A 22011-nucleotide genomic window follows, 5' to 3' on the forward strand; every position below is an offset into this window, starting at 1 on the left:
ATTTCCCGAACTCGCCGCCCTCATGCACGTGATGATGCGCACACGGAAGGTCCACCGTTGGCCCCCGATGTACCACTTCATCCCTAATAATTAGGGCATACCGCACCTCGGTGCCCTCCGGGCGATGTCAGGGTGTCATCAATTCGAATTACCTGCACACGAGATGTGTGGACATGGAAACGAACTCGCGCAATTACGGCCGTAGTCCCGCGCGCCTGTCCGTCGAATTGCAGTGCGGTGCGTACCCCGCGCCGGGACGGCCTGTCCGACATCCTGTCAGCTGCCGCATGGAGAGGGCCCGTTGGTGGCACGATGGTTCTGGCGGGGGTGCGGGCCGTACCCCCGGGCCGGCAGAGGGACCGACCGAGGGTTGTGATCAGTTGTGGCCATTTCGCTGTCCGTAGTGGTGCTGTTGGCGGTCATCCTGGTGGTGCTCATAAGAGGCAAGAGCCTCAAGGCGGGACCGGCCCTCGTGGCCATACTCTTCGGCTTCTTCCTGGCCTCCAGCGGCATGGCGCCGTCCATCCAGCGGTTCCTGAACTCGATAGCGGACTCGATCTCCTCCATCAAGTTCTGACCGGCCGCCGCTACCGCCGCTAGTGGAACCGGTGCCGCTGCTCGGCCGGCTGCCGGCTGATGAACACCAGCCGGTCGAAGTCCACGGCCACCCCGCGCAGCAGCAGGTCCACCAGCGCGCGTGCCGAGGACGCGTCGACGGGTGCCTCGCCGAAGAGCGCCCGCCGGTACACCACCGAGGCGAGCAGGTCCACGAACAGCTCGGGGTCCACGTCCGGCTGGAGGTCCCCGCGCCCGACGGCCCGCCGCACCGCGACCGCGGCGGCCGCCCGACCCGGCTGTACGAGGCTGCGCAGCAGGTACTCGTGGAGCCCGGGGTCGGCGGAGCAGTCGGCGATCAGCGGCGCGAGCACCCCGGCCGGCAACCGCTCGTGCAGCACCTCGGCGAGCAGCCGCACGCTCTGGTGCAGATCGCAGCGCGTGCAGCCGTTGTCCGGGGCGGGCGGTACGACGAGGACCGAGGCGAGCGCGTCGATCACCAGGCGCTGCCGCTGGGGCCAGCGGCGGCGGATGGCGGCCTTGCTGGTGCCCGCGACGGCCGCCACCTTCTCCAGGGCGAGGGCGCCGTAGCCGTCCTCGCGCAGCAGCCGTACGGTCGCCGCCAGCACCGCCGCGTCGATCGCCGGGTCCCTGGGCCGGCCGCCGGCCGCCGGGCTCACGCGGCGACGTCCTCGGGGTACCAGCGCAGCTCCACGGTGTTTCCCTCGGGATCGCGCACATAGACCGACTGCGCGGAGCCCCGGGCGCCCCACCGCGGCACCGGCCCCTCGATCACGTCGAAGGCCTGGGAGGCGACGACCTCCTGCCAGTCCAGCGGGTCCACCACCAGGCAGATGTGGTCGACGTTGGACTCGCCGCGCGGCCGCTCGAACAGATCGATGACGGTCGTGGCGCTGACCCGCACCGACGGGAACGGCACCTTCCCGGCCCGCCACTCCTCCACCCGCTCGCCCGCGAGCCCCAGCGGCCCCGTGTAGAACGCCAGTGCCCGCTCGACGTCCGAGACGTTGAGCACCAGATGGTCGAAGTCCTTGATCCGCATGTCGGACGCCCCCTGCCGTGGTCGTGCCCAGTTATGTTCCGTACCGGTACGGAACATAACCCATGTACCGGGGAACGACAAAGGCCCAGGTACCGGGGAACGACGAAGGCCCAGGGAGAGGAGACAACCTCTCACCTGGGCCTTCGGCATCCAGAGCGGGCGACGGGAATCGAACCCGCGTAGCTAGTTTGGAAGACTAGGGCTCTACCATTGAGCTACGCCCGCAGCGCTGCGCCGCAGGTCGAGGACCGCGGCACTCAGGCATCGTAGCGGGTCGCCCGCCGCTTGGGCCAACACGTTCCGATCACCGAACACCACGCGCCCCGCCTCGAAGAATGCGGCCGACGCGGGCCGCCCGGCCATGTACCCTACGTGTCGCACACAGACGGGGTGTGGCGCAGCTTGGTAGCGCGTCCGCTTTGGGAGCGGAAGGCCGTGGGTTCAAATCCCGCCACCCCGACCACCGATCGGCTCTTTCGCCGGGTTCCGGGCCGGTTCCGGCCGGGTCCGGCCACACCCGCCGGCGGCGCCGCGAAGATCGCCTTTTGGGGCGCCGAACGCCTGCGGTTACTATGCAAGCTGCACGCCCGTGTGCCCCGGCCCTCACGGCCTACGTACTCCTCCGGGCGGCGAATCCGCCGGAGCTGTCTGGCTCCGGCAGAACCCAAGCAGTCAGCCACAAGGAGACCGAACCGTGAAGAGCGCCGTGGAGACCCTGAACCCGACCCGGGTTCGGCTCACTGTCGAGGTGCCCTTCGAGGAGCTCAAGGACAGCCTCGACGCGGCGTACAGCAAGATCAACCAGCAGGTCACGGTGAAGGGCTTCCGCAAGGGCAAGATCCCTGCCCGCGTCATCGACCAGCGGTTCGGCCGCGGTGCGGTCCTGGAGGAGGCGGTCAACGACGCGCTTCCGAAGTTCTACACCGAGGCGGTCAACGAGGCCGAGCTGAGCCCGCTGGGCCAGCCCGACGTCGACATCACCGAGCTGAAGGACGGCGAGACGCTGAACTTCACCGCCGAGGTCGACGTCCGCCCGGCCCTCGAGATCCCGGACTACTCCGGCATCGAGGTCGAGGTCGACGCCATCGAGGTCACCGACGAGGACGTCGAGAAGTCGGTCGAGCAGCTCCGCGAGCGCTTCGCCTCCACCGCCCCGGTGGAGCGCGCCGCCGAGGACGGCGACGTCGTCACCATCGACCTGGAGGCCAAGGTCGACGGCGAGGTGCTGGAGGACGGCATCGCCAGCGGCGTCTCCTACACCATCGGCTCCGGTGAGCTGCTCGACGGCATCGACGAGGCCGTCAAGGGCCTGTCCGCCGGCGAGGAGGCCACCTTCACCTCCGAGCTGAAGGGCGGCTCCGCCGCGGGCAAGGAGGCCGAGGTCTCCGTCAAGGTCACCCAGGTCGCCAAGCGCGAACTGCCGGAGCTGGACGACGAGTTCGCGCAGCTCGCCTCCGAGTTCGACACGCTGGACGAGCTGAAGGCCGACAGCCGCAAGCGCCTCGCGAACATGAAGGAGTTCGACCAGGCCACGCAGGCCCAGGAGCGCGTCCTGGAGAAGCTCCTGGAGCTGGTCGAGGTCCCGGTCCCCGAGAAGCTGCTCGAGGACGAGGTCAACACCCGCAAGCACAACCTGGAGCACCACCAGCTCGGCCAGATGGGCCTGACCCTCGACAAGTACCTGGAGATCCAGGGCAAGACCGCCGAGGAGTTCGAGACCGAGACCCGCGAGGCCGCGGTCAAGGGCATCAAGACCCAGTTCGTCCTGGACGAGCTGGTCAAGAAGGAAGAGCTGAACGTCAACCAGGAGGAGCTCACCGAGCACCTCATGCGGCGTGCGGCCTCCTCCGGCATGTCCCCCGACCAGTTCGCCCAGGCCGTCGTCGAGGGTGGCCAGGTGCCGCTCCTCGTCGGCGAGGTCGCCCGCGGCAAGGCCCTGGCCGTCGTGGTCGAGGCCGCCACGGTGAAGGACACCAACGGCGAGGTCGTGGACCTCGGCGACGAGGACGAGGAGACCGAGGCCACCGAGGCCGAGGCCGCCGAGGAGACCACCGAGGGCTGAACCGCCCCACGGCACCTCTGAAGCTCGTACGACGGGCCCCCGGGACTTCCCCCGGGGGCCCGTCGGCGTACCACCCGAGGGGCGCTGGGCGGTATCCGATCGCGGCTCCGCCGCGGCGTGCGAGAGGCCGCGTCCGGCCCGCGTCCCGGCGACGGCCCGCACCCGGCAGGACCCCCTCGCACCCGGCCTCACCTGAGCGGAGCGCTACGCCCCCGGCGAACAGTCGCTACTCCGGGATTCCCCGAACGTGCCCGAGCGTTAGGGTCCATGAGTACGGGGGCAGGGGAGTCTCCTGAAACCCCCGAACCTCCGGCAGGACGACTGAGACGGCTCGGCGCCGTCGTGAGACGACCAGGTGGATACGTGACGAATCTGATGCCCTCCGCCGCCGGCGAGCCCTCCATCGGTGGCGGCCTCGGCGACCAGGTCTACAACCGACTGCTCGGCGAGCGGATCATCTTCCTCGGCCAGCAGGTCGACGATGACATCGCCAACAAGATCACCGCTCAGCTGCTGCTCCTTGCCGCCGATCCGGACAAGGACATCTACCTCTACATCAACAGCCCCGGCGGCTCGGTGACGGCCGGCATGGCGATCTACGACACCATGCAGTACATCCCGAACGACGTGGTCACCATCGCGATGGGCATGGCGGCCTCCATGGGCCAGTTCCTGCTCACCGGCGGTGCCGCGGGCAAGCGCTTCGCCCTGCCGCACGCCGACATCATGATGCACCAGGGGTCCGCGGGCCTCGGCGGTTCGGTCACGGACATCAAGATCCAGGCCGAGTACCTGCTGCGCACCAAGCACCGCATGGCGGAACTGACCGCGCTCCACTCCGGCCAGACCTTCGAGACGATCACCCGGGACGCGGACCGCGACCGCTGGTTCACCCCGGAAGAGGCCAAGGAGTACGGTCTCATTGACGAGATCATCACGAACGCCTCGGGTGTTCCGGGAGGCGGCGGCACCGGAGCCTGACCGGCCCGGCCACGCCACGCACCGCCACCACCCACGCCCCCAGAACGCCACCAGGACGGTGAACATCCCATGAGCAACTTCCCCGGCGCGGCCAGCGGCCTGTACGAAGGGCCCCGGCCCGACGCCCGCTATGTGATCCCGCGTTTCGTCGAGCGCACCTCCCAGGGCGTCCGCGAGTACGACCCGTACGCGAAGCTCTTCGAGGAGCGCGTGATCTTCCTGGGCGTCCAGATCGACGACGCCTCCGCCAACGACGTCATGGCGCAGCTGCTGTGCCTGGAGTCGATGGACCCGGACCGGGACATCTCGATCTACATCAACAGCCCCGGCGGCGACATGACCGCCCTGACGGCGATCTACGACACGATGCAGTTCGTGAAGCCCGACATCCAGACGGTGTGCATGGGCCAGGCGGCCTCCGCCGCGGCCGTGCTGCTCGCCGCCGGCACCCCGGGCAAGCGCATGGCGCTGCCGAACTCCCGCGTGCTGATCCACCAGCCGGCCGGCTCCTCCGGCCGTGGCCAGCTCTCCGACCTGGAGATCATCGCCAAGGAGTTCACCCGGATGCGTGAGCAGCTGGAGAACATGCTGGCCAAGCACTCGAACCAGCCGCTGGAGAAGGTCCGCGAGGACATCGAGCGCGACAAGATCCTCACGGCCGAGGAGGCGCTGGAGTACGGCCTCGTCGACCAGATCATCTCCACCCGCAAGCTGAACAACGCCGACGTCCGCTGACGCGGAGCGGCGCGCTCTCAAGCCCCCCTTGGCAGGGCTCACGGCAAGTGAACCCTGCCAAGGGGGGCCCGAACATCGGGCCCGGCAAGGTACCGTCGGACATAAGGCAGCACCAGGAGCCGCTGGAACGCAGTGTCCAGGCGGCTCCCAGGCGAAGGGGAAGCACACCGTGGCACGCATCGGTGACGGCGGCGATCTGCTCAAGTGCTCGTTCTGCGGCAAGAGCCAGAAGCAGGTCAAGAAGCTCATCGCAGGTCCCGGTGTCTACATCTGCGACGAGTGCATCGATCTCTGCAACGAGATCATCGAGGAAGAGCTGGCCGAGACCAGCGAGGTGCGCTGGGAGGAGCTGCCCAAGCCCCGCGAGATCTACGAGTTCCTCGAGGGCTACGTGGTCGGCCAGGAGGCCGCCAAGAAGGCCCTGTCCGTCGCGGTGTACAACCACTACAAGCGGGTCCAGGCGGGCGAGAACGGCGGCGGGAGCGGCCGTGACGACGCCATCGAGCTGGCGAAGTCCAACATCCTCCTGCTGGGCCCCACGGGCTCCGGCAAGACCCTCCTCGCCCAGACCCTGGCCCGCATGCTGAACGTGCCGTTCGCCATCGCCGACGCGACCGCGCTGACGGAGGCGGGCTATGTCGGCGAGGACGTGGAGAACATCCTCCTCAAGCTCATCCAGGCCGCCGACTACGACGTCAAGAAGGCCGAGACGGGCATCATCTACATCGACGAGATCGACAAGGTGGCCCGCAAGAGCGAGAACCCGTCGATCACCCGGGACGTCAGCGGCGAGGGCGTGCAGCAGGCCCTGCTGAAGATCCTGGAGGGCACCACGGCCTCGGTGCCGCCGCAGGGCGGCCGCAAGCACCCGCACCAGGAGTTCATCCAGATCGACACGACGAACGTGCTGTTCATCGTGGGCGGTGCCTTCTCAGGTCTGGAGAAGATCATCGAGGCGCGTGCGGGCGCCAAGGGCATCGGCTTCGGCGCGACGATCCTGTCCAAGCGCGAGCTGGAGGCCAAGGACGTCTTCGAGGACGTCATGCCGGAGGACCTGGTCAAGTTCGGCATGATCCCCGAGTTCATCGGCCGGCTGCCGGTGATCACCTCGGTGCACAACCTGGACCGCGAGGCCCTGCTGAAGATCCTCGTCGAGCCGCGCAACGCGCTGGTCAAGCAGTACCAGCGCCTCTTCGAACTCGACGGCGTGGAGCTGGACTTCGAGCGCGAGGCCCTGGAGGCCATCGCCGACCAGGCCATCCTCCGCCAGACCGGCGCCCGCGGCCTGCGCGCCATCATGGAGGAGGTCCTCCAGGGCGTGATGTACGAGGTCCCGTCCCGCAAGGACGTCGCCCGCGTCGTCATCACCGCCGACGTGGTCCTCTCCAACGTCAACCCGACCCTGATCCCCCGCGACGCCCGCGGCCGGGGCTCGGGCGAGCAGAAGACGGCGTAAGCATCACCGCGCCGACGGGCAGGCACCCTGCGAGGGGTGCCTGCCCGCTGGTGTGTCGGACGAGGGACGACGGGATCGAGTCATCGTTCGGGCGGCTGCTGAAGTTCTCCCCGTTCTCGTGATCGGATCAACATGACCGAGTCGGACCTGCGTGAAGCAGTACGTCCGGCTGCGTGAAACGGAGGACTCGACATGACTTTCCAGAAGACGAAGCGCATGGCGGCCGCAGCCGGCGTGGTGTTGGCGGCAGGGGCCCTGCCGATCCTCGTGGCCGCACCTGCGAGCGCCACGCAGAGCGCTTGCAGCAACTACGTGGCGAGCCACGGATATCGCGCAGGCACGAAGGTGAAGGCGGCCTGCGGTCATGGGGCGATCGACACGGGTATCGGGAAGGCGGCCAACCCGGTCTGCGTCACGGACCTGGCCCAGCTTGGCGTGAAGAGCGACGTTTCGCTGCCGGCCTGCAAGCTGGCCTGACCGCATGGCGAAGGTGGCTCATGCGCATGAGCCACCTTCGCCGTTCAGGAAGTTCCAGTCCGCGGCCTCACGCCTTGACGCGCACGTCGTTGCGCAGCTTCGCCGCGAGTTCGGCCGTGTCGTCCAGGGAGCCGGACTGGCCGGAGGCGAGGGAGGCCACGCTGTAGTCGGACACGAAGGCGACGGTGCTGTGGTCGCCCCAGATGCACACCGGCATCTTGAAGCTCTTCGGCATACCGGAGGCCGAGGACGAGGAGCCGCTGCTGTCGATCTGCGCCACCTGGCACTTCATGACACCGTTGGAGAACCCGGCCGGGTGCACGGTCTCCGGGCTGCCGAGCATCTTGCCCTTGGTGGCGGAGTCGCTCTGGTCCTTCGACGCCTCGGTCTTGATCTTGGCGAACATCGCGTCCACCACGGCCTCGGGGTCCTTGACGGTGCCGTACACACCGCTGAAGGACAGCCCCTTCTTGGTCAGTCCGGTGCCGGTCTCGTAGCTGGAGCTGACCTCCGTGGGGTTCTGCACGCCCCACTTCTGGAAGTCCGACTTGTCGGAGTCGCTGAGCCCGCCCGAGGACCCGTCCGAGCCGTCCTGCTTGGTGTAGGTCCCGTTGATCACCGTCGCCGGGGTTATCAGCTTGTGCGCGCCGTCGTCGGCGACGGTGCTGCTGCCGTCGCTGCCGCCGAGCAGGAGGACCGCGCCCACCACGATCGCCGCCACGACCACGACCGAGCCGATGATCAGGCCGGTCTTCTTCTTGCCGCCGCCCGGCTGGGGCGGCTGCGGCAGGCTGCCGTACGGCTGCTGCTGGCCATAGGGCTGCTGGCCGTACGGGCCGGGCTGCTGGGGGTAGCCGTACCCCGGCTGCGGCGGCGGGGCCTGCTGGGGGTACCCGTAGCCGGGCTGCTGCGGCGCCTGCGGCGGCTGGCCGTACGGGCCGCCCTGCGGCTGCTGACCGTACGGACCAGGCTGCTGCGGCTGCCCGTACGGCCCGGGCTGACCCGGCTGCCCGTAGGGACCCGGCTGCTGCGGTGGCTGGCCGTACGGGCCCGGCTGGTTGTTGCTCATCTCTGGGATCCCCCTAGGACGCTTATATGTCCCTGACATCCTGAACCAGCCCGAAGAACCGCAGGGCACCGGGGGCCGCACCGTTACAGAACGAACGCGTTTCGGGACCGGCCCGTGACCCCTCTAAACTGACCCCCGTGACCGAGAACGCTCAGCAGCAGCCACCCGCGCCCGACACCGAACTGCCGACCCAGTACGCGCCGGCCGATGTAGAGGGGCCGCTGTACGAGCGCTGGGTGGAGCGGGGGTACTTCGAGGCGGACGCGAAGAGCGAGAAGCCGCCGTACACCGTCGTCATCCCGCCGCCCAACGTCACCGGCTCCCTCCACCTGGGCCACGCCTTCGAGCACACGCTCATCGACGCCCTGACCCGCCGCAAGCGCATGCAGGGCTACGAGACCCTGTGGCAGCCCGGCATGGACCACGCCGGCATCGCCACACAGAACGTGGTCGAGCGCGAGCTCGGCAAGGAGGGCAAGTCCCGCCACGACCTGGGCCGCGAGGCCTTCGTCGAGCGCGTCTGGAAGTGGAAGGGCGAGTCCGGCGGCCAGATCTCCGGCCAGATGCGCCGCCTCGGCGACGGCGTCGACTGGTCCCGCGAGCGCTTCACCATGGACGAGGGCCTCTCCCAGGCCGTCCAGACCATCTTCAAGCGCCTGTACGACGACGAGCTGATCTACCGCGCCGAGCGCATCATCAACTGGTGCCCCCGCTGTCTGACGGCCATCTCGGACATCGAGGTGGAGTACCAGGACGACGACGGCGAGCTGGTCTCCATGACGTACGGCGAGGGGGACGACACCATCGTCGTCGCCACCACCCGCGCCGAGACGATGCTCGGTGACACGGCCGTCGCCGTCCACCCCGAGGACGAGCGCTACCGGCACCTGGTCGGCAAGCTCATCAAGCTCCCGCTGACCGACCGCTCCATCCCGGTCGTCGCCGACGCCCACGTGGACCCCGAGTTCGGCACCGGCGCCGTCAAGGTGACCCCCGCGCACGACCCGAACGACTTCGAGATCGGCCAGCGCCACGACCTGCCGTCCATCACCGTGATGGACGAGCACGCCGTGATCACCGTGCACGGCCCCTTCCAGGGCATGGACCGCCTGGAGGCCCGCTCCGCCATCGTCGCCGCGCTGCGCGCCGAGGGCCGGATCGTCGCCGAGAAGCGGCCGTACGTCCACTCCGTGGGCCACTGCTCGCGCTGCAAGACCACCATCGAGCCGCGCCTGTCCATGCAGTGGTGGGTCAAGGTCGGCCCGCTCGCCAAGGCCGCGGGCGACGCGGTCCGCGACGGCAAGGTCAAGATCCACCCGCAGGAGATGGAGAAGCGGTACTTCGACTGGGTCGACAACCTCCACGACTGGTGCATCTCGCGGCAGTTGTGGTGGGGCCACCGGATCCCGGTGTGGTACGGCCCCGAGGGCGAAGTCGTCTGCGTCGGCCCCGGCGAGGAGCCGCCCGCCGGCGAGGGCTGGCACCAGGACACCGACGTCCTCGACACCTGGTTCTCCTCCGGCCTGTGGCCCTTCTCCACCCTGGGCTGGCCCGAACAGACCGAGTCGCTCGCGAAGTTCTACCCGAACTCCGTCCTGGTCACCGGCTACGACATCCTCTTCTTCTGGGTCGCCCGGATGATGATGTTCGGCCTGTACGCGATGGACGGCACCCCGCCGTTCCACACCATCGCCCTGCACGGCATGGTCCGCGACCAGTTCGGCAAGAAGATGTCGAAGTCCTTCGGCAACGCGGTCAACCCGCTGGACTGGATGGACAAGTACGGCAGCGACGCCCTGCGCTTCACGCTGGCCCGCGGCGCCAACCCGGGCGTCGACGTGCCGATCGGCGAGGACTGGGTCCAGGGCTCGCGCAACTTCGCCAACAAGATCTGGAACGCCACGCGCTTCGCGCTGATGAACGGCGCGACGGTCGAGGGCCCGCTGCCCGAGGCGTCGAGGCTGTCGGCGACGGACCGCTGGATCCTCTCCCGCCTCAACTCGGTCGTGTCCGAAGTCGACGCGCTGTACGAGGACTTCCAGTTCGCCAAGCTGTCGGACGCCCTCTTCCACTTCGCGTGGGACGAGGTCTTCGACTGGTACGTCGAGCTGTCCAAGACCGTCTTCCAGGCGGGCGGCGAGCCGGCCGAGGTCTCCAAGCGGGTCCTGGGCGAGGTCCTGGACGTCACCCTGAAGCTGCTGCACCCGGTGGTCCCGTTCGTCACGGAGACGCTGTGGACGACGCTGACCGGCGGCGAGTCGATCGTCATCGCCGAGTGGCCGACCGACAGCGGCTTCCGCGACACGGCCGCCGAGCAGGAGATCTCCGCGCTCCAGTCCGTGATCACCGAGGTCCGCCGCTTCCGCGCCGACCAGGGCCTCCAGCCCGGCCAGCGGGTCCCGGCCCGGCTGACCCTGGACGGCACGGCGCTGGCGCCGCACGAGGCGGCCATCCGCCAGCTGCTGCGCCTCCAGCCGGAGGGCGACTCCTTCACGGCGACGGCCACCCTGCCGATCGCCGGCGCCGAGGTCGCCCTCGACCTCTCCGGCACGATCGACGTGGCCGCCGAGCGCAAGCGCCTGGCGAAGGACCTCGCCGCCGCCGAGAAGGAAAAGGCCCAGGCCACCGCCAAGCTGGGCAACGAGGCGTTCCTGGCGAAGGCCCCGGACAACGTGGTCGACAAGATCCGCACCCGCCTCGCCAAGGCGGAGGACGACATCACCCGCATCCAGTCCCAGCTGGCGAAGCTCCCGGCAGCGTGAGCCGTTCTGCGTGACCGATGGCCCCGGCACCGATGAGGTGCCGGGGCCATCGGCGTCCTCAGGGGCGCGGGGAACTGCGCGACAAGCCATGACGGTCCCGCGGCCGGGCGCGACGATCAGCCGCCCCCGAACCGGCGCCGCAAGCCTCCCAGCGCCTCCGTAGACTGATACCCGTGAGCGACCTCCCGCACGAGAACGAGCAGCCCGACCCCCTTGACTCCTTCGAGGAGATCATCGAGGCCGAGACCGACCGCGACCCCGACCTCGCCGTCATCGAGGCCGGCAGCCGCACCCTCCGTACCCAGGGCGGCGCGCCGCAGGCCGACGTGCCCGCGCGGCCCGAGGACCCGGAGGTCGACAAGGCGCTGCGCGAGGTCGAGGCCGAGCTGGCGACCCGCTGGGGCGAGACCAAGCTGGAGCCCTCGGTCAGCAGGATCTCCGCGCTGATGGACGTGCTGGGCGACCCCCAGCGCTCGTACCCCTCGATCCACATCACGGGCACCAACGGCAAGACCTCCACCGCCCGCATGATCGAGTGCCTGCTCGGCGCCTTCGAGCTGCGCACCGGCCGCTACACCAGCCCCCATGTGCAGTCGGTCACCGAGCGGATCAGCCTGGACGGCGCCCCGGTCTCCGCCGAGCGCTTCATCGAGACGTACCAGGACATCAAGCCGTACATCGAGATGGTGGACGCCGCCCAGGAGTACCGGCTGTCCTTCTTCGAGGTCCTCACCGGCATGGCGTACGCCGCCTTCGCGGACGCGCCGGTCGATGTGGCCGTCGTGGAGGTCGGCATGGGCGGCACCTGGGACGCCACCAACGTGATCGACGGCGACGTCGCCGTGGTCACCCCGATCGGCCTGGACCACACCGACCGCCTCGGCGGGACCACCGGCGAGATCGCCGGCGAGAAGGCCGGTGTCATCAAGCAGGGCGCCACCGTCATCCTGGCCCAGCAGCCCGTGGACGCCGCCCAGGTGCTGCTGAAGAAGGCCGTGGAGGTCGACGCCACCGTGGCCCGCGAGGGCCTGGAGTTCGGCGTCGTGGCCCGCCAGGTCGCCGTCGGCGGGCAGATGCTCACCCTGCGCGGCCTCGGCGGCGAGTACCCCGAGGTCTACCTCCCGCTGCACGGCGCCCACCAGGCCCACAACGCGGCCGTGGCGCTCGCCGCCGTGGAGGCGTTCTTCGGCGTCGGCGCCCAGCGCGCCGAACCGCTGGACATCGACACCGTCCGCAAGGCGTTCGCCGCCGTCTCCTCCCCGGGCCGCCTGGAGGTCGTACGGCGGTCTCCCACCGTCGTCCTGGACGCCGCGCACAACCCGGCCGGCGCCGAGGCCACCGCCGAGGCGGTGCGCGAGGCGTTCGACTTCACGCGGCTGATCGGCGTGGTCGGCGCGAGCGGCGACAAGAACGTGCGGGGGCTGCTGGAGGCCTTCGAGCCGATCTTCGCCGAGGTCGTCGTCACCCAGAACTCCAGCCACCGCGCCATGGACGCGGACGAACTGGCCGCCATCGCCGTCGAGGTCTTCGGCGACGAGCGGGTCCAGGTCGAGCCGCGACTGCCCGACGCCCTGGAGGCCGCGATCACGCTGGCCGAGGAGGAGGGCGAGTTCGCGGGCGGCGGTGTGCTGGTCACCGGTTCCGTCATCACGGTCGGCGAGGCCCGGCTGCTGCTGGGCAAGGGCTGAGGAGTCCGACGTGCGTACGCTCTGTTCATCCACGCTGATCGGCGAGTTCTTCGTCATCGGTTTCGCCGGTCTGGTCGCCATGAAGGACCCGAGCCTGTCGGTCTCCACCGTCTGGCTGGTCAGCGGCATCGCCATGGCTCTGTGCGTGCTGCTGTGCGGCATGGTGACCCGGCCCGGGGGCGTCGCCCTCGGCTGGGCCCTCCAGATCGCCCTGATCGCCTCCGGTGTCTTCGTACCGGCCATGTACTTCATGGGCGTGGTGTTCGCCGCCCTGTGGTGGGCCTCGGTGCACTTCGGGCGAAAGGTGGACGAGGCCAAGGCCCGGTTCGCGGCCCAGGCCGAGGCATCGGCTGACGCTGCGTAACGGGCCCGCGGATACGCCCTGTAACCTCGTCCCACCGCACACGTCCCACGCGTAAGGAGTCCCCTCGTGAGCCAGCGCACCCTCGTCCTGCTCAAGCCCGACGCCGTCCGGCGCGGCCTGACCGGCGAGATCATCAGCCGAATCGAGCGCAAGGCCGGCTGGCAGATCACCGCGCTGGAGCTGCGCTCCCTGGACCAGGACACCCTGGAGCAGCACTACGGCGAGCACAAGGGCAAGCCGTTCTACGAGCCGCTGGTCGCGTTCATGTCCTCCGGTCCCGTCGTCGCCCTGATCGTCGAGGGCGAGCGGGTCATCGAGGGCGTGCGCGCGCTCGCCGGTCCGACCGACCCGATCGCCGCCCAGCCCGGTTCCATCCGCGGCGACTTCGGCGTCATCGTCCGGGAGAACCTGATCCACGCCTCCGACTCCGAGGAGTCCGCCGAGCGCGAGGTGAAGATCTTCTTCCCGGGACGCGCGTAATACCGGCGATAGAGGGAACGAACGCCCCCGAACGCCCGTCTCCACAAGCGAGGCGGCCCGCCATCTGGTGACAATGGCCTGGACCCTCGCGCAGTGTTCGTGCAGGCGCGTTTACGATGGAAGCCTTCACGTCACAGCACCCGCCTCGCCTGCCTGACATGCCCTCAAAAGCTCAGGAAGGCCAGATGAATCCGGATGGGGAACTCAATGTCGTTCATCGGCCGTGACATGGCTGTCGACCTCGGGACCGCCAACACGCTGGTGTACGTCAGGGGTCGCGGGATCGTACTCAACGAGCCGTCCGTCGTCGCGATCAACACCAACACCGGTGGAATCCTGGCGGTCGGCGCCGAAGCGAAGAAGATGATCGGCCGGACGCCGGGGAACATCGTGGCGGTCCGGCCGTTGAAGGACGGCGTCATCGCCGACTTCGAGATCACCGAGCGGATGCTGCGCTACTTCATCCTGAAGATCCACAAGCGCCGCTATCTGGCCCGCCCGCGCGTCGTGGTCTGTGTGCCCTCGGGCATCACGGGCGTCGAGCGCCGCGCGGTCATCGAGGCCTCCACCCAGGCGGGCGCCCGCCAGGTGCACATCATCGAGGAGCCCATGGCCGCGGCCATCGGCTCCGGCCTGCCGGTCCACGAGGCCACGGGCAACATGGTGGTGGACATCGGCGGCGGCACCACGGAGGTCGCGGTCATCTCCCTCGGCGGCATCGTCACCGCCCAGTCCATCCGGGTGGCGGGCGACGAGCTGGACAACGCGATCATCCAGTACATCAAGAAGGAGTACAGCCTTCTCCTGGGTGAGCGCACCGCCGAGCAGATCAAGATCACCATCGGCTCCGCGTACGAACTCGACTCCGACGAGCACACCGAAGTGCGCGGCCGGGACCTGGTGTCCGGGCTGCCCAAGACCGTCGTCATCTCGGCCGCCGAGGTCCGCAAGGCGATCGAGGAGCCGGTCAACGCGATCGTGGACGCGGTCAAGACGACCCTCGACAAGTGCCCGCCGGAGCTGTCCGGCGACATCATGGACCGGGGCATCGTGCTGACCGGCGGCGGCGCCCTGCTGCGCGGCCTGGACGAGCGGCTGCGCCGCGAGACCGGCATGCCGATCCATATCGCCGAGGACCCGCTGGACAGCGTGGCGCTCGGATCCGGAAAGTGCGTCGAGGAGTTCGAGGCGCTCCAGCAGGTTCTGGACGCGCAGCCGCGTCGATGACACGGCGCATCGATTCCGCCGTACGAGACGTTCTCCTCTCGTGCGGCGGATCGTTGATATAGAGGCATAAGCTCCCCCGAACGGGCCGCTCGGATTTGCGCCGCACCTTTCGCGCTTTTTCCGGTGGTCCGATGAATTCCTACTTGAGGAAGGGCACGGCCGCCGCACGTGAGGGACACCAAAGAGAGCCGGCTGCTCCTGGTCCTGCTGATCGCCGTCGCGTTCGCGTTGATCACCGTGGACATCCGAGGGGGCCGGAACTCCCCGGTCGACGGTGCCCGGCAGGCCGCGGCCACCGTGTTCGGCCCGGTGGAGGACGGACTGTCCTCGGTGGTCGACCCGGTCGGCGACGCCGTCTCCGCGATCCGCGACTCGGGCGACCGGCACAGCAGGCTCGCCACGCTGGAGAAGGAGAACGCGGCCCTCAAGGCGAAGCTCGGCAGCGACGACCGCAGCCGCAGCCGTCTGAACCAGCTCGACAGCATGCTGAAGCTCGCCGGTGAGGGCCAGTACGGCATCAAGGGCGCCCAGGTCGTCGCCATAGGGTCGGCGCAGGGCTTCTCCTGGACCATCACCATCGACGTCGGCGCCGGCGACGGCATCAGGCGGGACATGACCGTCCTCAACGCCGACGGCCTGGTCGGGCGGGTCACCACGGTCGGGCCCGACACGTCCACGGTGCTGCTCGCCAACGACCCGGACTTCACCGTCGGCACCCGGATGGAGGGCAGCGACGAACTCGGCTTCGCCTCCGGGCAGGGCGACCGCCCGCTGCGCGTCCAACTCCTCAACGGCAAGGCCGAGGTGAAGAAGGGCGACCGCCTGGTCACCTTCGGCTCGGAGTCCGACAAGCCGTTCGTGCCGGGCGTGCCGGTCGGCGTGGTCTCGCGTGTCGACCCCTCCGGCGGCGGCCTGACCCGCACCCTGTACGTCACCCCGTACGTCAGCTTCACCAAGCTCGACATCGTCGGCGTGGTCGTCAAGGCGCCGAAGAAGGACCCGCGCGACGAGGTCCTGCCGAGCAAGCCCAAGCCGGTCCCGACGCCCACCGTGACCGTCACGGTCACCCCGTCCGCGGGCGCGGGCCAGGGCGGCGGCCAGAGCGACCGGTCGCAGAACGACCAGTCGCCGTCCGACCCGTCCCGGACCGACGAACCGCAGACCGACGAGCAGCAGTAGGAGCCCAATCCCCATGCGTGTCAACCGGATCCTGCTCTCCGTGCCGCTGGTCGTGGTCGCCCTGGTGATCCAGGTGAGCGTCCTCGCCCGCCTCCATCTGCCGGGCGCCGTCCCCGACCTGCTGCTGCTGACCGTCCTCGGCCTCGCCATGGTGTACGGCCATGTCGGCGGCGCCCTCGTGGGGTTCGCCGCAGGGCTGCTGGCCGACCTGGCGCCGCCCGCGGACCACGCGGCGGGCCGCTACGCCCTGGTGCTCTGCGTGACCGGCTACTTCGCCGGGCTGGTCAAGCCGGAGAACGGCCGGCTGAAGTCGGCGACCGGCCCGATGGCCGTGGTCGTCGTCGCCGCGATCGGCTCCACGCTGCTGTACGCCGGGGTGGGCGCCCTGGTCGGCGACACCGCCGCCCGCCATGTGGGGCTGCCCGGCCTGCTGGTCTCGGCCGCCCTGTACGACCTGCTGCTGGCCCCCTTCGTGGTGCCGGGGGTGATGTGGCTGGCCCGCCGCTGCGACAACGACCCGCTGGCCGAGACCACCGCCACCAGCGCCAAGGCGGCCGACATCTCCTCGGGCTGGCTGTCCTCCGGCACCGGGCTGCGCATCGGCAGCCAGCGCAGCGGCCTCGGCGCCCTGAAGGCCAAGGCCCGCAGCCGCTCGGCCCGGGTCGGCCGCATCAAGGGGGTCAAGCGGCTGTGACCACACGTCAGGCCCCCGGGAAGCCCGGGCCACGCACATTCACTCGTACGGGTCGGCTTTCGCGGAACGCGGGCTCACAGACTGATCGTTCATCATTCGTACGCGCGCGGTCCGGTCGCACACACGCGCCGCGCGTCCGGACGTCCGTGCGCTGAGAGGGGGAGCAGCCCGCAGTGACCAACATCCCCGAGACCGGCCGGACCCCACGGGTCCAGATCCGGCTCGTCGTGATCCAGATCCTCGTCCTCTCGCTGCTCGGCACGCTCGGCGGCCGGCTGTGGTACCTCCAGATCCGGGAGGGCGCGCAGTACCAGAAGGAGGCGTCGGGCAACCACGTCCAGCAGGTCGTCCAGCCCGCCGTGCGCGGCGAGATCCTGGACGCCCGCGGCGTGCCCCTCGCGGACAACGAGACCCGCCTGGTGGTCTCCGCCTCCCGCACCGACCTGCTCAAGCAGAAGGACGACGGCAAGGCGGTCCTGACCAAGCTGGCCGGGGTCCTCGGCATGCCCACCGAGGACGTCATGCAGAAGGTCCGCCTCTGCGACGCCAAGACCCCCCAGCCCTGCTGGAACGGATCGCCGTACCAGCCGATCCCGATCACCGACAAGGCCACGCCCCGCCAGGCCCTCCAGATCCGCGAGCGCTCCGAGGACTTCCCCGGCATCACCGCCGAGCCCGAGGCCGTGCGCCGCTATCCGAGCCCCGGCAGGTCCAACACCGCGCAGGTCCTCGGCTATCTCTCGCCGGTCACCGACGACGAGATCCAGAAGGCCAAGAACACCAGCTCGCCCTATCTGCGCTCGGACATGGTCGGCCGCTCGGGCCTGGAGCGGGAGTACGACAAGGAGCTGCGCGGCAAGGCCGGCGTGACCCGCTACGAGGTGGACAACCTCGGCCGGGTCATCGGCAAGGCCAAGTCGGACGCGGCCGAGCCCGGCTCCAACCTGGTCACCAGCATCGACTCCCGCGTCCAGCGGGTCGCGGAGTACGAACTGGACAAGGCGATGAAGGCCGCCCGCACCCAGTTCGACTCCATCACCGGGGAGAACTACAAGGCGGACTCCGGCGCCGTGGTGGTGATGGAGGCCAAGACCGGCCGTATCGTCGCCATGGCCTCGGCGCCCACGTACGACCCGAACGCCTGGGTGGGCGGTATCTCCGCCAAGGACTACAAGGCCCTCACCGGCAAGAACTCCGACTACCCGCTGCTCAACCGGGCCATACAGGGTCAGGCGGCCCCCGGCTCGACCTTCAAGGTGGTCTCCACGGCCGCCGCCGTCCAGGCGGGCTACGCGTGGAACGGCGGCTACCCGTGCACCAGCGACTACCGGGTGGGCAACCAGATCTTCAAGAACTTCGAGGGCGAGAACTTCGGCGACATCTCGCTGGGCCGCGCCCTGGAGGTCTCCTGCGACACCGTGTTCTACGGCATCGCCGACAAGGAGTGGAAGAAGGACGGCGGCATCAACCCCAAGAAGGGTGAGCCGAAGGACTACTTCTTCAAGACCGCCCACCAGTTCGGCCTCGGCAAGCCGACCGGCGTCGACCTGCCCAACGAGGTGAACGGCCGCGTCCCGGACCGCCAGTGGAAGCTGGACTACTGGAAGGCCAACAAGGACTCCTGGTGCAAGACCGGCAAGAAGGACGGCACCTACGTCGAGAAGATCGCCTACGAGAACTGCCTCGAGGGCGACAAGATGCGCGAGGGTGACGAGATCAACTACTCCATCGGCCAGGGCGACACCCTCGTCACGCCGATCCAGGAGGCGATGATCTACGGCGCCGTCGCCAACGGCGGCACCGAGTACGTCCCGACCATCGGCAAGGCGATCGTCAGCCCCGACGGCAAGACCGTCCAGGAGATCAAGCCCCAGGTGCAGCGCAAGCTGCCGATCACCCAGGCCACCCTCAAGGGCATGGACGACGCCTTCGCGGGCGTCATCACCCGGGGTACGGCGGCGTGGAAGTTCAGCGGCTGGCCGCAGGACAAGATCCCGCTGCACGGCAAGACCGGTACGGCGGAGGTCTACGGCAAGCAGACCACCTCCTGGATGGCCACGTACTCCAAGGACTACACGGTGATCATGACGATCGCCCAGGCCGGTACGGGTTCCGGAGCCTCCGGTGAGGCCGTGCGCAACATCTACAGCGCGCTCTACGGCGTCCAGGGCGACGGCTCCGTCGACAGCAAGAAGGCGTTCCTGCCCCAGCCGCAGCAGTCCCTGCCGAAGATCCGCACGGACGGCACCATCGCCGCGCCGAAGGTCCCCAAGGACGCGGCGAAGGACACCGAGGCCGCCCAGAAGAACAACCCGAGCAACGGCACCGACCAGCAGCAGCCCGCCGGTACCGCCCCACCCACGAACAACGGCAACAGCAACACCCGAAGGCGCCCGCGCCGTAAGCGGGGGAGCCGGAGGATGCCCTCATGACCGGCGCGAACAGCTTCTCCGTCTCCGGGTACGGCCCCGCGCGGGCCGGCTGGACCAGGCTCTTCGCCCGCGACTCGCTGGCGCGGCGCCTGGACTGGCCGATACTGCTGTCCGCGCTCGCCCTGTCGCTGATGGGCTCGATGCTGGTCTTCTCGGCGACCCGCAACCGCACCGAGATCAACCAGGGAGACCCGTACTTCTTCCTGGAGCGGCACCTGATGAACCTGGGCATCGGGTTCGCCCTGATGCTCGCCACCCTCTGGCTGGGCCACCGCGCCCTGCGCAACGCGGTGCCGGTCCTCTACGGCGCCTCGGTCCTGCTCGCCCTGGTGGTGCTCACCCCGCTCGGCGCGACCATCAACGGCCAGCGCAACTGGATCGTGATCGGCGGCTTCTCCGTCCAGCCCGCCGAGTTCCTCAAGATCGCGATCATCCTGGGCATGGCGATGCTGCTGTCCGCGCGGGTGGACGCGGGCGACAAGCCGTTCCCGGACCACCGCACCGTGGCGCAGTCCCTGGGGCTCGCGGCCGTGCCCTGCATGATCCTGCTGCTGATGCCGGACCTCGGCTCGGTGCTGGCGATGGTGGCCATCATCCTGGGCGTGCTGCTCGCCTCCGGCTCCTCCAACCGCTGGGTGTTCGGGCTGCTCGCCACCGGTGTGGTCGGCTGTATCGCCATCTGGCAGCTGCACATCCTGGACCAGTACCAGATCAACCGCTTCGCGGCCTTCGCCAACCCGGACCTCGACCCGGCCGGCGTCGGCTACAACACCAACCAGGCCCGTATCGCCATCGGCTCCGGCGGACTGACCGGCGCCGGGCTGTTCCACGGCTCGCAGACCACCGGCCAGTTCGTGCCCGAGCAGCAGACCGACTTCGTGTTCACGGTGGCGGGCGAGGAACTGGGCTTCCTGGGCGCCGGTCTCATCATCTTCCTGATCGGCGTCATCCTGTGGCGCGCCTGCCGGATCGCCCGGGACTCGACCGAGCTGTACGGCACCATCGTGGCCGCCGGGATCGTGGCCTGGTTCGCCTTCCAGTCGTTCGAGAACATCGGCATGACCCTCGGCATCATGCCGGTCACCGGCCTGCCGCTGCCCTTCGTGTCGTACGGCGGATCATCGATGTTCGCGGTGTGGGTGGCCGTGGGACTGCTCCAGTCGATCAAGGTGCAGCGGCCGATGTCGGCGTAAGGCACCACCACGGCAGAGGGCGTCCGTCCGGGCGCCCTCTGCCGTATCCGCCCGCCGCGCACTAGATTCGATCCATGGCGGAGACGAAACGCGAGATCGAGCGCAAGTACGAATCCGATGAGGGCGGGCTGCCCGATCTGACGGGCGTCGGCCCGGTGGCCGCCGTACTCGACAAGGGCCTGGTCGAGCTGGACGCCACCTACTACGACACCGCCGACCAGCGCCTCGCCGCCGCCTCCGTCACCCTGCGCCGCCGCACCGGCGGCTCCGACGCCGGCTGGCACCTCAAACTCCCGGTCGCCCCCGGAGTCCGGGACGAGATCCGGGCCCCGCTCTCCGACACCCTCCCCGGGGAACTCGCCGCCCTGGTCCGCTCCCGGGTCCGGGAGGCGGAGCCGGTCCCGCTGGTCCGGCTGCGCTCCGCCCGGGACGTGCGCCATCTGGTGGACGCGGACGGCGCCCTGCTGGCCGAGGCGAGCGTGGACGCGGTGACCGCCGAACGGCTCACCGGCGCGGGCGGGACCGTCCGGTGGACCGAGATCGAGGTGGAGCTGGCCGACGGGGGAGACCCCGCCTTCCTCGACCAGGTGGAGGAACGCCTGGCCAGGGCGGGCGTACGGCCGTCCGCCTCGCCCTCCAAACTGGCCCGCGCCCTCGAACTCACCGGCGGGCTGCGCCGCCCGCCCGCCGCGCGCGCCGAGCCGGTCACCGCGGGCGACCACGTCCTCGCCTATCTCCGCGCCCAGCGGGACGCCCTGGTCGCCCTCGACCCCGCCGTCCGCCTCGGCACCCCCGACGCCGTGCACCGGATGCGGGTCGCCACCCGCCGCGCCCGGGGCACCCTGCACACCTTCCGCGCGATCCTCGACCGCGCCGCCACCGAGCCGGTCGCCGCCGACCTGAAGTGGCTCGCGGGCGAACTGGGCGTCGACCGCGACCAGGAGGTGCTGGCCGAGCGGCTGACCACCGCCCTCGACGCCCTGCCGGCCGACCTGGCCACCGGCCGGATCCACGAGCGCCTCACCTCCTGGGCCCGGACCCGGACCTCCGCCGCCCCCGCCCACCTCGCCGGCGTCCTGGACTCCCCCCGCCACCTCGCCCTCCTGAACACCCTGGACGCCCTGCTCGCCGACCCGCCGCTGCGCAGGGCCGCCGCCCGCAAACCGAAGAAGGCGCTGCTCAAGGCCGTACACAAGGACCTCGCGAAGCTCACCACCCGGATCGAGCGGGCGCTGGCGCTGCCGCCCGGCACGGACCGCGACCTCGCCCTGCACGAGGCCCGCAAGAAGGCCAAGCGCACCCGGTACGCCGCCGAGGCCGCCACCCCCGCGCTCGGCGCCCGCGCCCGCGAGCTCACCGCCGCCATGAAGTCCCTCACCACCCTTCTCGGCGACCACCAGGACAGCGTCATGGCCCGCCGCACCCTGCGCGAGCTGGCCGCGGTGGCCCACGCGGCGGGGGAGAACGCGTTCCCCTACGGGGTGCTGTACGCCAGGGAGGAGGCGCGGGCGGCGGCAGCGGAGGCCGAGCTGCCGAAGCGGTGGCGCAAGGCCGCGGACCGCTCGTCCGGCTGACCGTTCGGAGGAGCCCCGCG

General features: G+C 69.8%; 19 protein-coding genes and 2 tRNA genes. 17 read left to right on the top strand and 4 right to left on the bottom strand.

Annotated elements, in window-relative coordinates; genetic code table 11:
• Nucleotides 1–382 precede the first annotated feature (382 nt).
• Nucleotides 383–577: a hypothetical protein gene (locus QHG49_RS23130; RefSeq protein WP_145490431.1), complete on the top strand. Its 195-nt coding sequence runs from the start codon at nucleotides 383–385 to the stop codon at nucleotides 575–577.
• A 19-nt stretch (nucleotides 578–596) separates the two neighbouring features.
• Here QHG49_RS23130 and QHG49_RS23135 read toward each other — a convergent pair whose 3' ends face one another.
• From QHG49_RS23135 to QHG49_RS23145, 3 genes are all read right to left on the bottom strand, one after another.
• The gene (locus QHG49_RS23135) at nucleotides 597–1235 is read right to left on the bottom strand and encodes a TetR/AcrR family transcriptional regulator (RefSeq protein WP_301491069.1); all 639 of its coding nucleotides are present in this window, start codon (nucleotides 1233–1235) and stop codon (nucleotides 597–599) included.
• On the bottom strand, nucleotides 1232–1618 hold the full coding sequence (locus QHG49_RS23140) for a VOC family protein (protein WP_159701340.1): 387 nt from the start codon (nucleotides 1616–1618) through the stop codon (nucleotides 1232–1234). The genes QHG49_RS23135 and QHG49_RS23140 overlap by 4 nt, the downstream gene beginning before the upstream one ends.
• 154 nt (nucleotides 1619–1772) lie before the next feature.
• A tRNA-Gly gene (locus QHG49_RS23145) sits at nucleotides 1773–1843 on the bottom strand.
• A gap of 161 nt (nucleotides 1844–2004) precedes the next feature.
• Between QHG49_RS23145 and QHG49_RS23150 the strand changes: the two genes are divergently transcribed.
• The 6 genes from QHG49_RS23150 to QHG49_RS23175 all read left to right on the top strand — a co-directional run bounded on the left by QHG49_RS23150 (nucleotide 2005) and on the right by QHG49_RS23175 (nucleotide 7329).
• Nucleotides 2005–2081 (top strand) — tRNA-Pro (locus QHG49_RS23150).
• 231 nt (nucleotides 2082–2312) lie between these two features.
• Complete coding sequence (gene tig / locus QHG49_RS23155; RefSeq protein ID WP_145490439.1) at nucleotides 2313–3680, top strand: trigger factor; 1368 nt, start codon at nucleotides 2313–2315, stop codon at nucleotides 3678–3680.
• Nucleotides 3681–4055: 375 nt separating this feature from the next.
• Nucleotides 4056–4661, top strand: coding sequence for an ATP-dependent Clp protease proteolytic subunit (locus QHG49_RS23160; RefSeq protein ID WP_085568519.1), 606 nt, complete (start codon nucleotides 4056–4058; stop codon nucleotides 4659–4661).
• Nucleotides 4662–4730: 69 nt separating this feature from the next.
• Nucleotides 4731–5396 (top strand): ATP-dependent Clp protease proteolytic subunit, encoded by a 666-nt coding sequence (locus QHG49_RS23165; RefSeq protein WP_046421702.1) that lies wholly within the window; start codon nucleotides 4731–4733, stop codon nucleotides 5394–5396.
• Nucleotides 5397–5565: 169 nt separating this feature from the next.
• The gene (gene clpX, locus QHG49_RS23170; protein WP_145490443.1) at nucleotides 5566–6852 is read left to right on the top strand and encodes an ATP-dependent Clp protease ATP-binding subunit ClpX; all 1287 of its coding nucleotides are present in this window, start codon (nucleotides 5566–5568) and stop codon (nucleotides 6850–6852) included.
• Between the two features lie 192 nt (nucleotides 6853–7044).
• Complete coding sequence (locus QHG49_RS23175) at nucleotides 7045–7329, top strand: hypothetical protein (protein ID WP_301491070.1); 285 nt, start codon at nucleotides 7045–7047, stop codon at nucleotides 7327–7329.
• A 67-nt stretch (nucleotides 7330–7396) separates the two neighbouring features.
• Here the strand turns inward: QHG49_RS23175 and QHG49_RS23180 are convergent, their stop codons facing one another.
• A complete protein-coding gene (locus QHG49_RS23180; protein WP_159701338.1) occupies nucleotides 7397–8398 on the bottom strand; it encodes a hypothetical protein in 1002 nt (333 codons plus the stop codon).
• Nucleotides 8399–8535: 137 nt separating this feature from the next.
• On the opposite strand from QHG49_RS23180, the gene QHG49_RS23185 reads away from it, so the two are divergent.
• The 10 genes from QHG49_RS23185 (at nucleotide 8536) to QHG49_RS23230 (ending at nucleotide 21991) form a co-directional block, all read left to right on the top strand.
• Complete coding sequence (locus QHG49_RS23185) at nucleotides 8536–11160, top strand: valine--tRNA ligase (protein WP_301491071.1); 2625 nt, start codon at nucleotides 8536–8538, stop codon at nucleotides 11158–11160.
• Between the two features lie 173 nt (nucleotides 11161–11333).
• Nucleotides 11334–12848 carry a folylpolyglutamate synthase/dihydrofolate synthase family protein gene (locus tag QHG49_RS23190; RefSeq protein ID WP_301491072.1) on the top strand — a complete coding sequence of 505 codons (1515 nt, stop codon included), beginning with the start codon at nucleotides 11334–11336 and terminating at the stop codon, nucleotides 12846–12848.
• Between the two features lie 10 nt (nucleotides 12849–12858).
• Nucleotides 12859–13212, top strand: a complete 354-nt coding sequence (locus tag QHG49_RS23195; protein ID WP_145490456.1) for a DUF4233 domain-containing protein — start codon at nucleotides 12859–12861, stop codon at nucleotides 13210–13212.
• A 66-nt stretch (nucleotides 13213–13278) separates the two neighbouring features.
• Nucleotides 13279–13692: a nucleoside-diphosphate kinase gene (gene ndk / locus QHG49_RS23200; RefSeq protein ID WP_085564722.1), complete on the top strand. Its 414-nt coding sequence runs from the start codon at nucleotides 13279–13281 to the stop codon at nucleotides 13690–13692.
• Nucleotides 13693–13899: 207 nt separating this feature from the next.
• Entirely contained in the window at nucleotides 13900–14919 is a 1020-nt protein-coding gene (locus QHG49_RS23205) for a rod shape-determining protein (RefSeq protein WP_046421714.1), read from the top strand.
• Between the two features lie 168 nt (nucleotides 14920–15087).
• On the top strand, nucleotides 15088–16098 hold the full coding sequence (mreC, locus tag QHG49_RS23210; RefSeq protein ID WP_145490458.1) for a rod shape-determining protein MreC: 1011 nt from the start codon (nucleotides 15088–15090) through the stop codon (nucleotides 16096–16098).
• A gap of 13 nt (nucleotides 16099–16111) precedes the next feature.
• Nucleotides 16112–16792, top strand: coding sequence for a rod shape-determining protein MreD (gene mreD / locus QHG49_RS23215; protein ID WP_145490461.1), 681 nt, complete (start codon nucleotides 16112–16114; stop codon nucleotides 16790–16792).
• Nucleotides 16793–16965: 173 nt separating this feature from the next.
• The gene (gene mrdA / locus QHG49_RS23220) at nucleotides 16966–19224 is read left to right on the top strand and encodes a penicillin-binding protein 2 (RefSeq protein WP_159701329.1); all 2259 of its coding nucleotides are present in this window, start codon (nucleotides 16966–16968) and stop codon (nucleotides 19222–19224) included.
• Nucleotides 19221–20417 carry a rod shape-determining protein RodA gene (gene rodA, locus QHG49_RS23225; RefSeq protein WP_145490467.1) on the top strand — a complete coding sequence of 399 codons (1197 nt, stop codon included), beginning with the start codon at nucleotides 19221–19223 and terminating at the stop codon, nucleotides 20415–20417. Before mrdA ends, rodA begins: the two co-directional genes overlap by 4 nt.
• Before the next feature lie 74 nt (nucleotides 20418–20491).
• Complete coding sequence (locus QHG49_RS23230) at nucleotides 20492–21991, top strand: CYTH and CHAD domain-containing protein (protein WP_301491077.1); 1500 nt, start codon at nucleotides 20492–20494, stop codon at nucleotides 21989–21991.
• Nucleotides 21992–22011: the final 20 nt, after the last annotated feature.

Origin of the sequence: Streptomyces sp. WP-1, from assembly GCF_030450125.1 — a bacterium.
Taxonomy (GTDB): Bacteria; Actinomycetota; Actinomycetes; order Streptomycetales; family Streptomycetaceae; genus Streptomyces; species Streptomyces incarnatus.